A 12,390-nucleotide genomic window follows, 5' to 3' on the forward strand; every position below is an offset into this window, starting at 1 on the left:
GCCCGACGGCTCAGCGGACGTCGCGCGGGCGGAACTGGATGCTGATCCGCGGGCCGACCGCGCCGGCGCTCTTCGGGATGGCGTGCTCCCAGGTGCGCTGACAGGAGCCGCCCATCACCAGCAGGTCGCCGTGCCCGAGCGAGCGGCGCACCGTCGGGCCGCCGCCGCCCAGGGGGCGGAGCAGCAGGGGGCGGGCCTGTCCGACCGAGAGGATGGCAACCATGGTGTCCTCGCGGTCGCCGCGGCCGATCCGGTCGCCGTGCCAGGCGACGCTGTCGCGGCCGTCGCGGTAGAAGCAGAGCCCGGCGGTGACGAACGGCTCGCCGAGCTCCGTCCGGTAGTGGGCGCCGAGCACGTCCCGGGCCCCGGTCAGGACGGGGTCGGGCAGGGCGTCGCCCTCGTGGTAGAACGCCAGCAGCCGAGGCACGTCCACCACCCGCTCGTACATCTCGCGCCGCTCGGCCTGCCACGGCACCCGGCCCACCAGGCGTTCGAACAGCGTGTCGGCGCCGCTCAGCCAGCCGGGCAGCACGTCGATCCACGCCCCGCGTCCGAGTTCCGTCCGGTCGATGCCGTCCAAGGGGCCGAGCGCGGGTTCCGCCTCCGGGTCGCCGGTGTCGAACAGCGAACCCTGCAGCTGGTACGTCATGCCGTCCAGCGTAGCCGAGCTCGAACGCCCGTACGATTATCCGACGATCGGAAACTCTGACGCAGGCGGTGCGCCACCGAAGGTTCGCCGGACGATTTGACCTAGATTGTCCGATTATGGAAGAGAGTGGTGCGATCAGCCGCCGTCTGGTCCTCAAGAGCATCGCCGGCCTCGCCGTGGCGTCCGAGGGAATCCTGACCGCGCAGCGCGCGGCAGCGACGGCGGCGCCGGCGCGCTTCCCGCAGCCGGCCGTGACGGCCTCGCGGTCGGCCTCGCGGTCGGCGTCCGGCCCGGCGACGCGAACGGTCGAGCAGACGCTCGACGTCCGCTTCACGGACGTCGACATCCCGGGCTACGGCCCGATCACCACGCGCACCTACAACGGGGCGGTCCCGGGGCCGACCCTCCGGTTGCGCGCCGGGGACACCCTGCGGCTGACGCACGTCAACGGCCTGCCGCCCAACCCGCCGTTCCACCACGGCGACCACAACACGCCGCACCACGCGAACAGCTTCAACCTGCACACCCACGGCATGCACGTCTCCCCGTCCGGGGACGCCGACAACGTCCTGCGCGAGTTCGCGCCGCTCACCGAGGAGGACGCGGCTCTCGACGCCCCGGAGCCGCAGTACACGACGACCATCTGCGTCCCGGCCGACCACCCGGCGGGCACCTACTGGTACCACCCGCACCTGCACGGCTCCACCGCCGAGCAGATCGTCGGAGGAATGGCCGGGGTGATCGTCGTCGAGGGCGACATCGACGAGGTGCCGGAGATCGAGGCGGCCGACGACGTCGTCGTCTGCATCAACGAGCTCAAGCTCCGGGACGGCGAAGTCCCCGCCTTCACCTCGGGCAGCTGGGTGACCGGCGTCCCGTCCGTCTTCACCGTCAACGGCGCGGTCAACCCCGCCATCAGGCTGCGCCGGGGCGAGGTCCAGCGCTGGCGGCTGGTCGCCGCCACCGCCTTCACCGCCCTGCGCCTCCAACTGTCGGCGGACGAGCGCTACTTGACCATGCACCAGATCGCCCAGGACGGCATCGGCTTCGCCGAGCCGGTCGCCCGGACGGCGGTGGTCCTCGCCATGGGCAACCGCGCCGACGTCCTGGTCCGGGGCGACGAGCCCGGCCGGTACGAGCTGCGGGCCGACGGGGTGGACGACCCGCTGATGACGGTCGTGGTGACGGAGGAGTCCGTCGATCCGCCGATGCAGCTGCCGGCCGCGCTGCCGCCCGGCCGGCCGTTCCTCGACGAGGGCGAGATCACCGGCCCCGACCGCGAGGTGGTCCTGCACGTCGACCCGGAGGTCTTCGACGGGGCGTTCCCCAACGCCTACCGCATGCTGGGCAGCAACGCCACGCCCCCGGCCGACCCCGACGGCGACCTCACCCGGGACACCGCCTACGGCCGCTTCGACCCCGAGTACGTCAACCACACCCTGCGCCTGGGCGACGTCGAACGGTGGACCGTCCGCACGGACGAGACCGTGCCGTCGCACGGCCACCCGTTCCACCTGCACACCAACCAGTTCCTGGTCACCCACCGGAACGGCGAGCCGCTGGACCCGCCGGTCTGGCACGACACCGTCGGCCTGGCCGGCGGCGCCCCCGGGGACTCCGTCACCTTCCTGGTCAGGTACCAGGACTTCACCGGCATCGCCCTCGCCCACTGCCACCAGCTCCACCACGAGGAGCTCGGCATGATGCAGATCGTCGAGTACGTGGAACCGTGAGGACGCCCGAGAACGCCTACCGCTGCTCGAAGTAGAAGCTGCGGATGAAGCAGTCCCGGGGCTGGCCGATCGCGAACAGCACGCAGTCGGTGACGGACTGGGCGGTGAGCACGTCGTCGGCGGTGCGGGAGGCGGTGTCCCAGTCGGGGCCGAGCGGGTCGGCGTCGTCGAAGTCCGGCGGGTAGAGGGCGATCACCCGGATGCCCTCGGGGCGCAGGCGCGCGGAGAGCACGTCGGAGAAGCCGGACTGGGCGGCCTTCGCCGCGTAGTAGGCGGGGTGCGAGGCGGAGCGGTGGTTGCGCAGTTCGCCGACCGAGGAGACCAGGTTGACCACGTCGGCGGCGGCCGAGGCGCGCAGCAGCGGCAGCAGGTGACGGGTGATCAGCACGGTGCCGGTGGCCCCGGAGGCGATGGTGTCGACGATCGCCTCGTCGTCTCCGCCCAGCAGGTCGGCGCCGTGCAGGTAGCGGGCGCCGTTGTTGACCAGCACGTCGACCCGGTCGGTGCGGGCCGCGACCTCGGCGGCGAACTCCCGTACCGCGGCGGGGTCGGAGATGTCGCAGGCCAGGCCCTCCGCCTCGGCCCCGCTGTCGGCGGCGATCTCCGCGGCCGTCCGCCGGGCCGCTTCCGGCCCGCGCGCCGACACCAGCACCCGCGCGCCCAGCCGCCCGGCCCGGATCGCGAGCGCCCGGCCGGTGCCGCGGCCCGCTCCGGTGATGACCATGGTGCGTCCGGTGAGATCCATGCCCCGCCCCTTCGTCTGCGTCCTGTTCGCTGCCGAAAGAATAGGACTGTCGATCGAGAGGGAACGAAGTGGCCGAGTGGGGTGTGGCGTTCGCGGTGACCTGCGCGTGCGGGGCCGAGGCGAGGCAGGACGCCGGGCAGCGGCTGCGGGACGGCACGATCAGCTGGGACTCGGAGCTCTCCTGCCGCGCCTGCGGGGCGTCGATGTGCCTGGGGTTCGGCGCCGACGGGACGCCGCACTGGGTGCGCGACCCGCTGATCGCCCGGCACGGGACGGCGCGGCTGCGGCTGACCGATCCGGCAGCGGGACGGGTCGCGGTGCTGAAAACCCTGCGCGAGGCCTGGGACCTGACGCTCCCCCAGGCTCTGGACCTGGCAGCGCAGTTGGCCGGCCCAGGGCTGTCCGGGACGCTCCCCGAGGTCGCCTGGCTGCGCGAACGGCTGGACGTCCGCGGGGTGTCCGCCGAGATCACGACCGACTCCGCCGCGGCGCCCGGCCCTTGGGATCCGTCGGCCGCCGGGCGCGGCTGAACCGGCCGGTCTCCGGCGCCCTGCCGGTCTCCGGCCCGACGGGGTGGTTGGATCGGGGGCGGCGGTGTCGCCACGGGCGCCGCCGGACGGAGGGACGAGGACCGATGAGCGGCGCCGAGCGGACACCCGGGACGACGGACCGGCAGCACCTGGCGGACAGTCACGATCTGATCCGGGTGCACGGGGCGCGGGTGAACAACCTGAAGGACGTCAGCGTCGAACTGCCCAAGCGCCGGCTGACGGTGTTCACCGGGGTGTCCGGTTCGGGCAAGAGTTCGCTGGTGTTCGGCACCGTCGCGGCGGAGTCCCAGCGGCTGATCAACGAGACCTACAGCGCCTTCGTCCAGGGGTTCATGCCGACGCTGTCCCGCCCCGAGGTGGACGTGCTGGACGGCCTGACCACGGCGATCATCGTGGACCAGCAGCGGATGGGCGCCGACCCGCGCTCCACCGTCGGCACCGCGACGGACGCCAACGCGATGCTGCGCATCCTGTTCAGCCGGCTCGGCGACCCGTTCATCGGCCCGCCGCCGGCGTTCTCCTTCAACGTGCCGACGGTGCACGGCTCCGGGGCGATCACCGTGGAGCGCGGCGAGGGCTCGAAGGCCGAGAAGCGGACCTACTCGCGGACCGGCGGCATGTGTCCGCGCTGCGAGGGGCGCGGCAGCGTCTCGGACATCGACCTCGGGCAGCTGTACGACGACGCCAAGTCGCTGAACGAGGGCGCGCTGACCATTCCCGGGTACAAGCCCGGCGGCTGGAACTACCGGCTGTACACCGAGTCCGGCCTGGTCGACCCGGACAAGCCGATCCGCCGGTACACCGAGAAGGAGCTGCATGACTTCCTGTACCTGGAGCCGACCAGGATGAAGATCGCCGGCATCAACATGACCTACGAGGGCCTGGTGCTGCGACTCCAGAAGTCGATGCTGTCCAAGGACCGGGCCGCGCTCCAGCCGCACATCCGGAGCTTCGTCGACCGGGCCGTCACCTTCACCGCCTGCCCGGACTGCGAGGGCACCCGGCTGAGCGCCGCCGCCCGCTCGTCGAAGATCAAGGGCCTCTCGATCGCCGACGCGTGCGCCCTGCAGATCAGCGATCTCGCGGACTGGGTGAGGGAGTTGGACGAACCGTCGGTGGGCCCGCTGCTGTCCTCGCTGCAGCAGGTGCTGGACTCGTTCACCGAGATCGGCCTCGGCTACCTGTCGCTGGACCGCCCGGCCGGCACGCTCTCGGGCGGGGAGGCGCAGCGCGTCAAGATGATCCGGCACCTGGGGTCCTCGCTGACCGACGTCACGTACGTCTTCGACGAGCCGACCACCGGTCTGCACCCGCACGACATCCGGCGGATGAACGACCTGCTGCTGCGGCTGCGCGACAAGGGCAACACGGTGCTGGTGGTGGAGCACAAGCCGGAGACCATCGCGATCGCCGACCACGTGGTCGACCTCGGCCCCGGCGCGGGTTCGGCGGGCGGCACGGTCTGCTTCGAGGGCAGCGTGGACGGACTGCGCGCCAGCGGCACCATCACCGGCCGGCACTTCGACGACCGGGCCTCGATCAAGCCCGAAGTCCGCACCCCCACCGGCGTGTTGGAGATCCGCGGGGCGAGCGCGCACAACCTGCGCGAGGTCGACGTGGACGTGCCGCTGGGCGTCCTGACGGTGGTCACCGGCGTGGCGGGCTCCGGAAAGAGCTCGCTGGTGCACGGCTCGCTGGTCAGCGGCGCGGCGCTGAAGGGCGGCGCGCCGGAGGGCGTGGTGGCGATCGACCAGAGCCCGATCCGCGGCTCGCGGCGCTCCAACCCGGCCACCTACTCCGGACTGCTGGAGCCGATCCGCAAGGCCTTCGCCAAGGCGAACGGGGTCAAGCCCGCCCTGTTCAGCGCCAACTCCGAAGGCGCGTGCCCGACTTGCAACGGCGCCGGGGTGGTGTACACCGACCTGGCGATGATGGCCGGGGTGGCGACGGTCTGCGAGGAGTGCGAGGGAAAGCGCTTCCAGGCCGCCGTGCTGGAGTACCGCCTGGGCGGCCGGAACATCGCCGAAGTGCTCGCCATGTCCGTGGACGAGGCCGAGTCCTTCTTCGCCACCGGCGAGGCCCGCACCCCCGCCGCCCACACCGTCCTGACCCGCCTCTCCGACGTCGGCCTCGGCTACCTGACCCTCGGGCAGCCCCTCACCACGCTCTCCGGCGGCGAACGCCAGCGCCTGAAGCTCGCCGCGCAGATGGCCGAGAAGGGCGGCATCTACGTCCTGGACGAACCCACCGCCGGCCTGCACCTCGCCGACGTCGAACAACTCCTCGGCCTGCTCGACCGGTTGGTCGACTCCGGCAAGTCCGTCATCGTGGTCGAACACCACCAGGCCGTCATGGCCCACGCCGACTGGATCATCGACCTCGGCCCCGGCGCCGGCCACGACGGCGGCCGCCTCGTCTTCCAGGGCACCCCCAGCGCCCTGATCACCGACCGCACCACCCTCACCGGCCGCCACCTCGCGGAGTACGTCGGCGCGTAGCGGCCGCCGCCCGGGCAGGTCGAGCGCTGGTTCGGCGCGATGGCGCGCGCTCCGATCACTCCCCGTGGTGCTCGCGGGCCCAGGTGCAGGCGGTGTCCAGCACGCCGATCAGCGAGCGGCCCACGTCCGTCAGCGCGTAGTCGACGTGCGGCGGGTTGCCGCCGTGGTCGGTGCGGGTCAGCCAGCGGTCGCGCTCCATCGCCCGCAGCGTCTCGGTGAGCACCTTCGGGTTGACGCCGCGCAGCCGGGCCTTGAGCTCGGTGAAGCGGTGCGGCCCGCCCTCCAGGCAGCGCAGCACCGCGCCGGACCACTTGTCGCCGACCCGGATCGGCGAGCGGTGCGCGCACTCCCGGAGGTCGAACACGCCTGCTTCGTCGGGGACGGCCATGGGTACGACCATAGCCGCACCTCGGAGCCGGTTCCGTTGCAGTAACCGGGGGCGCCCGTCCTACCGTCGGCGACGACACGGAACGCGGCAGGCGACGAGGAGAAGCCATGAGCAGGATCGTGATTTTCGGCGCGGGCGGACGGGTCGGCCGGGCGGCGGCCGCGGAGGCCGTCCGACGCGGCCACACCGTGACGGCGGTCGTCCGCGACCCGGCCAAGTACCCTGACCTGGAGGGGATTTCGGGCGTGACGCCGGTGCGCGGCGACGCGACGGACGCGGAGGCCGTCGCCCGGACGGCCGCCGGCCACGACGCGGCGATCAACGCCTCGGTGCGACTGGACGTCCCGTCCGAGAGCTACTTCACCGCCGCCGCCCGCGCCCTGACGTCGGGTCTGAGGCGCGCCGGCGTCGGCCGACTGCTCGTCCTGGGCATCGCCACCACCCTGGAGACCGCCCCGGGGGTCCGCGTCATGGACGACCCCCGGTTCCCCGAGCAGTACCGGACGTTCTCCCGGGGCCACGTCGCCGAGTTCGACCTCCTCGCCGCCGAGTCCGGCCCCCTCGACTGGCTGATGGTCGTCCCGCCCGTGGACCTCGCCCCCGACGCCCCCGCCACCGGCCGCTACGCCACCGCGATCGGCGCCGTCACCGGCACCGGCCGCATCTCCCACGCCGACCTGGCCGTGGCCCTGCTGGACGAGATCGACACCCCCCGGCACCACGCCGTCCAGCTGGCCGTCTCCCACTGACGCCCGGGCCACCGACGGCTCACCCGCGATCCGCCGACCGCCTGACGTGCCGTCACTTCTGCGGCGCGGCAGCGCGCGTCGACCCGGGGTGCGACCTACGGTGGGCCCGTCGTCGCAGCCGGTGAGCCGAGGAGGTCGGAGATGCCCGGGGCCGCTGTTCCCCCGCCGCCGCAGGTGTGGCCGACGTTGCGGGCGCGTGACGCCCGGGCGCTGATCGCGTTCCTGGTGGAGGCGTTCGGGTTCGAGGCGACGTCCGTGTACGCGGACGGGGACCAGGTGGCGCATGCCGAGCTGGCGTGGCCGCCCGGGGGCGGGATCATGCTCGGCTCGGCGAAGGAGCCCGCGAACGGCGAGGACGATCCGTGGCCGCTGCGGCCCGGCACCTTCGGCGCGTACGCGGTGACGGACGACCCGGACGGGCTGTACCGGCGGGCGGTGGGCGCGGGCGCGGTGGTGACCGCCGAGCTGCACGACACCGACTACGGTTCGCGGGACTTCTCGGTGCGCGACCCCGAGGGCAACCGCTGGTCGTTCGGCACCTACCGGGGCGAGCCCCGCCACCACTGACGGGCCGCCGCTGCCGGAGCCCGCTGGGCCTGCACGGGCTGCTGCGGCACCTGACCGGGATCGAGCAGGTGGTGGCTGGAGACCCAGCTCGCCGGCGACGGGTCCGGGCCGCAGCGGCCACGGATCGACCGGTTGCCGAGGGAACAAGTGGGCAGGGTTCCGGCGGTCGACCGAACGATCGGTTGACCGAATTCCGTCTTTTCCTCGATACCTTCCGGGCGGGGGTTGTAGCCTGGCTGGGTGCTTCTTCTTGTCAGCCGTCGCCACGTGGACCTGCTCCGCGTCACGAGCATGTCCTGTCGACGCTCCGGCTGATCGCCCCATCCACATCCCCGCCCGTCGCGGTCCCACTCGACCGCGCGGGCCCCGCCACCCCGGCACTCCCGGCGTGATCCGCCGTACCCGCCGGGCCTTTCCCCGTGGACGCGCACCCATGACGATGCAGCACCCCACCGCCCTCCCCGTGATCGATCTCTCGCTCGCCGACGGCGCCCCCGCCGAGCGGGACCGGCTCCGCCGGGAGCTGCGGGAGGCCGCCACCGGAGTCGGTTTCTTCCAACTGGTCGGCCACGGCGTGACCGCCGCCGAGACCGCCGACCTGACCTCCGCGATGCGCGCTTTCTTCGCGCTCCCGGAGGCCGACCGACTGTCCGTCAGCAACCTCAACTCCCCGCATTTCCGGGGCTACACCCGCACCGGCGACGAGCGCACCGGCGGCAGCCGCGACTGGCGCGACCAGCTCGACATAGGCCCCGAGCTGCCGGCGCACGTGCCCGCGCCGGGCGAGCCCGCCTACTGGTGGCTGGAGGGCCCCAACCAGTGGCCCGCCGCACTCCCGGAGCTGCGCACCGCGGCCCTGCACTGGATCGCCCGCCTCGACGGCGTCGCCCGCCGGCTGCTGCACGAACTCCTCGCCTCGATCGGCGCCCGTCCGGACTTCTACGACGACGCCTTCACCCCGCACCCCCACCTGCACCTGAAGCTGGTCCGCTACCCGGGCACCGCCCCCGACGGCGCCGCGCAGGGCGTCGGCACCCACAAGGACTACGGCTTCATCACCCTGCTCCTGCAGGACACCGTCGGCGGCCTTCAGGTCGAGCGCCCCGACCACACCTTCCTGGACGTCCCCCCGATGGAGGGCGCCTTCGTCGTCAACCTCGGCGAGCTCCTGGAGGTCGCCACCGACGGCTACCTCAAGGCCACCAGCCACCGGGTCCTCTCCCCGACGGGCGCCCGCGAACGCTTCTCCGTGCCGTTCTTCTACAACCCCCGGCTCGACGCCCACATCGCCCCGCTCGAATTCCCGCACGCCCACCACGCCCCGGGAGCCACCCAGGACCCGGCCAACCCGCTGCACGCCGACTTCGGCTTCAACGAGCTGAAGGGCTTCGCCCGCGCCCACCCGGAGGTCACCCGCCGCCACCACGCGGAACTCCTCCCCCGGGCCTGATCGGGGCACCGGCCCGGACGCCCGGCGGGGCCATGGACCGCCGGGCGAGACCGGTGTCACACTGCTGGTGTCACAGTGGTGCTGGTGCGAGGGCTGGGGTGCGATGGGCGGCGGGGAGCTGCGGTTCACGGTGGACGAGCTGGCTGCCCGGGCCGGGGTGACGGTCAGGACCCTGCGGTTCTACGGGGCGAAGGGGCTGTTGCCGCCGCCGGAGCTGGGACCGCGGCGGGTGGGGCTGTACGGGGCCGAGCACCTGGGGCGGCTGGAGCTGATCGAGGAGTTGCAGCGGCAGGGGCTGACGCTGGCCGCGATCGACCGCTACCTCGCGCAGCTGCCGTCCGACATCGGCGAGTTGGACCTGGCGATCCACCGGGCGCTGGTGGCGTCGTGGACGCCGGAGTCGGCCGAGGAGGCGAGTCGGGCGCAGCTGGAGCGGCGGACCGGGCGGGCGCTGTCGGACGCGGATCTCGACGGCCTCGCCGCGATGGGCGCGCTGCACCGCACCGCGGACCCGGACGTGTTCAAGGTGGATCCGGGGCTGCTGCCACTGGGCGTGCGGGTGCTGGACGTGCCGATCCCGCTGGAGACGCTGGTGGCGGCGCGGGCGGTGGTGCGGCTGCACAGCCGGGCGACGGCGCACGATCTGCACCGGCTGTTCCGGGACACCGTGTGGCGGCCGTACCGGGAGAGCGGTCCGGGGCCCGAGGAACTGGAGCGGATGCGGGAGCTGACCGACCGGATCCAGCCGATGGTGGTGCAGGCGCTGGTGACGGCGTTCCAGCGCTCGCTCGCGGAGGAGCTGGCCCGCCCGGCGGAGCGGGCGGGCCAGGAGGAGCAGGGTCAGTCGCGGTAGCGGCCGCCGCTCTCGGCGAGGGCGACCAGCGAGGCCGGCGGGGTGAAGCGCTCGCCGTACGCGGCGGCGAGTTCGCGGGCGCGGGCGACGAAGCCGGCCGGGCCGCCCGGGTAGCCGTTGACGTACTGCAGGACGCCGCCGGTCCAGGCGGGGAAGCCGATGCCGAGGATGGAGCCGACGTTGGCGTCGGCGACCGAGGTGAGCACGTTCTCGTCCAGGCAGCGGACCGAGTCGAGGGCCTCGGAGAAGAGCAGCCGCTCCTTCATGTCCTCGAACGGGATCTCCGCGCCCGGGCCCACGCCGTGCTCGTTCCTACCGAAATGTTCGCGCAGGCCGGGCCAGAGCCGGGTGCGCTTGCCGTCGACGTACTCGTAGAAGCCGGCGCCGCCGCTGCGGCCGGGGCGGTCGAACTCGTCGAGCATCCGGTCCATGACGATCTCGCCGGGGTGCTCGACCCAGGTGCCGCCGGCCTCCTCGACGGCGCGGCGCGACTCGTTGCGGATCTTGCGCGGCAGGGTGAGGGTGAGCTCGTCCAGCAGCGACAGCACCTTCGCGGGGTAGCCGGCCTGCGCGGCGGCCTGTTCGACGGAGGACGGGTCGAGGCCCTCGCCGATCATCGCGACGCCCTCGTTGAGGAACTGGCCGATGACGCGGGAGGTGAAGAAGCCGCGGGAGTCGTTGACCACGATCGGGGTCTTGCGGATCTGCCGGACCAGGTCGAAGGCGTGCGCGAGCGCCTGGTCGCCGGTCTCCGGGCCGCGGATGATCTCCACCAGCGGCATCTTGTCGACCGGCGAGAAGAAGTGCAGGCCGATGAAGTCGGCGGGCCGCTCGACGCCCTCGGCCAGCAGGCCGATCGGGAGGGTGGAGGTGTTGGAGCAGAGCAGCGCGTCGGGGGCGACCACGTGCTGGATCTCCTGGAACACCTTGTGCTTGAGCTCGGGGTTCTCGAAGACCGCCTCGATGACGGTGTCGCAGCCGGCCAGGTCGGCCGGGTCCGCGGTGGGGGTGATCCGGGCGAGGAACTCGTCGCGCTCCTCGGCGGACAGCCGCCCGCGCTGCACCTGCTTGTCCAACAGGCCCGCCGAGTAAGCCTTTCCGCGCTCGGCGGCCTCCTGCGTCACGTCCTTCAGCAGCACCGTCAGCCCGGCCTGCGCGCACGAGTACGCGATGCCCGCGCCCATCATGCCGGCGCCCAGCACCGCGACCTTCGACGCAGTCCGGGCCGGGACCGAATCCGGGCGGGAGGCACCGGAGTTGACGGCCTGCATGTCGAAGAAGAAGGCCTGGATCATGTTCTTGGAGGTGGCGCCGCAGGCCAGCTCGGTGAAGTACCGGGCCTCGATGACGAACGCGGTGTCCACGTCGACCTGGGAGCTCTCCACGGCGGCCGCCAGGATGTTGCGCGGCGCCGGGTAGGGCGCGCCGTTCAGCTGCTTGCGCAGGTTGGCCGGGAAGGCGGGCAGGTTGGCGGCCAGCGCGGGGGTGCTGGGGGTGCCGCCGGGGATCTTGTAGCCCTTGGCGTCCCAGGGCTGCGCGCTGACCGGGTTGGCGGCGATGAACGCGCGGGCCTGCGCGAGCATCTCCTCGGCGGTGGAGGCGAGTTCGTGCACCAGGCCGTTCTGGAGGGCCTGCGCGGGACGGTACTGGCGGCCCTGCAGCAGCACCTTGAGCAGGGCGTCGGTGATGCCGAGCATCCGCACGGTGCGGACCACTCCGCCGCCGCCGGGCAGCAGGCCCAGGGTGACCTCGGGCAGGCCGATCTTGCTGCCGGGGGCGTCCAGCGCGATCCGGTGGTGGCAGGCCAGGGCGATCTCCAGGCCGCCGCCGAGCGCGGCGCCGTTGATCGCGGCGACCACCGGCTTGCCGAGGGTCTCCAGCCTGCGCAGCGCGCGCTTGATCCGCATCGAGTTGGCGAACACCTGCTCGGCGTCGTCCGGCCCGACCGAGGACAGCAGCTTGAGGTCGCCGCCGGCGAAGAAGGTCTTCTTCGCGGAGGTGACGATGACGCCCGTCAACTCCTCGGTGGCGGCGAGGCGTTCGACGGTGGCGTCGAGCGTGTCGGTGAACGCGGCGTTCATGGTGTTGGCGGACTGCGCGGGGTCGTCGAGGACGAGGGTGACCACGCCGTCCTGGTCCTGCTCCCAGCGGATGGGGCTCACGTCGGTCATTTCGTTGAAATCCTTGGGTGAGTACGTGAGTGGACG

12 protein-coding genes are annotated in these 12,390 nt (G+C 72.8%); 8 read left to right on the forward strand and 4 right to left on the reverse strand.

Annotation, left to right across the window (positions count from 1 at the left end; translation table 11 throughout):
* Positions 1-10: 10 nt before the first annotated feature.
* Positions 11-649, reverse strand: a complete 639-nt coding sequence (locus tag CG736_RS15670) for an alpha-ketoglutarate-dependent dioxygenase AlkB (RefSeq protein WP_100586834.1) — start codon at positions 647-649, stop codon at positions 11-13.
* Between the two features lie 116 nt (positions 650-765).
* Here CG736_RS15670 and CG736_RS15675 point away from each other — a divergent pair, with 116 nt between their 5' ends.
* Positions 766-2,382 carry a multicopper oxidase family protein gene (locus tag CG736_RS15675; protein WP_100586835.1) on the forward strand — a complete coding sequence of 539 codons (1,617 nt, stop codon included), beginning with the start codon at positions 766-768 and terminating at the stop codon, positions 2,380-2,382.
* Positions 2,383-2,398: 16 nt separating this feature from the next.
* Here CG736_RS15675 and CG736_RS15680 read toward each other — a convergent pair whose 3' ends face one another.
* Positions 2,399-3,127, reverse strand: a complete 729-nt coding sequence (locus tag CG736_RS15680; RefSeq protein WP_100586836.1) for an SDR family oxidoreductase — start codon at positions 3,125-3,127, stop codon at positions 2,399-2,401.
* 68 nt (positions 3,128-3,195) lie between these two features.
* Here CG736_RS15680 and CG736_RS15685 point away from each other — a divergent pair, with 68 nt between their 5' ends.
* Both CG736_RS15685 and CG736_RS15690 read left to right on the forward strand, forming a co-directional pair.
* Positions 3,196-3,657 (forward strand): hypothetical protein, encoded by a 462-nt coding sequence (locus CG736_RS15685; RefSeq protein ID WP_100586837.1) that lies wholly within the window; start codon positions 3,196-3,198, stop codon positions 3,655-3,657.
* A 104-nt stretch (positions 3,658-3,761) separates the two neighbouring features.
* On the forward strand, positions 3,762-6,176 hold the full coding sequence (locus CG736_RS15690; protein ID WP_100586838.1) for an excinuclease ABC subunit UvrA: 2,415 nt from the start codon (positions 3,762-3,764) through the stop codon (positions 6,174-6,176).
* A 55-nt stretch (positions 6,177-6,231) separates the two neighbouring features.
* Here CG736_RS15690 and CG736_RS15695 read toward each other — a convergent pair whose 3' ends face one another.
* A complete protein-coding gene (locus CG736_RS15695) occupies positions 6,232-6,564 on the reverse strand; it encodes a helix-turn-helix domain-containing protein (protein ID WP_100586839.1) in 333 nt (110 codons plus the stop codon).
* Between the two features lie 107 nt (positions 6,565-6,671).
* Here CG736_RS15695 and CG736_RS15700 point away from each other — a divergent pair, with 107 nt between their 5' ends.
* The 5 genes from CG736_RS15700 to CG736_RS15715 all read left to right on the forward strand — a co-directional run bounded on the left by CG736_RS15700 (position 6,672) and on the right by CG736_RS15715 (position 10,183).
* Positions 6,672-7,313: an NAD(P)-dependent oxidoreductase gene (locus tag CG736_RS15700; RefSeq protein ID WP_198520515.1), complete on the forward strand. Its 642-nt coding sequence runs from the start codon at positions 6,672-6,674 to the stop codon at positions 7,311-7,313.
* Positions 7,314-7,454: 141 nt separating this feature from the next.
* Positions 7,455-7,880 (forward strand): VOC family protein, encoded by a 426-nt coding sequence (locus CG736_RS15705; RefSeq protein WP_100586840.1) that lies wholly within the window; start codon positions 7,455-7,457, stop codon positions 7,878-7,880.
* A 240-nt stretch (positions 7,881-8,120) separates the two neighbouring features.
* Positions 8,121-8,195 carry a putative leader peptide gene (locus CG736_RS38950; RefSeq protein WP_354644872.1) on the forward strand — a complete coding sequence of 25 codons (75 nt, stop codon included), beginning with the start codon at positions 8,121-8,123 and terminating at the stop codon, positions 8,193-8,195.
* Between the two features lie 118 nt (positions 8,196-8,313).
* Complete coding sequence (locus CG736_RS15710; RefSeq protein WP_100586841.1) at positions 8,314-9,330, forward strand: isopenicillin N synthase family oxygenase; 1,017 nt, start codon at positions 8,314-8,316, stop codon at positions 9,328-9,330.
* 103 nt (positions 9,331-9,433) lie between these two features.
* Positions 9,434-10,183, forward strand: coding sequence for a MerR family transcriptional regulator (locus tag CG736_RS15715; protein ID WP_100586842.1), 750 nt, complete (start codon positions 9,434-9,436; stop codon positions 10,181-10,183).
* Here CG736_RS15715 and CG736_RS15720 read toward each other — a convergent pair.
* A complete protein-coding gene (locus tag CG736_RS15720; RefSeq protein ID WP_100586843.1) occupies positions 10,171-12,354 on the reverse strand; it encodes a 3-hydroxyacyl-CoA dehydrogenase NAD-binding domain-containing protein in 2,184 nt (727 codons plus the stop codon). The genes CG736_RS15715 and CG736_RS15720 overlap by 13 nt on opposite strands.
* Positions 12,355-12,390: the final 36 nt, after the last annotated feature.

Origin of the sequence: Kitasatospora sp. CB02891 (genome assembly GCF_002803145.1) — a bacterium.
Lineage (GTDB): Bacteria > Actinomycetota > Actinomycetes > Streptomycetales > Streptomycetaceae > Kitasatospora > Kitasatospora griseola.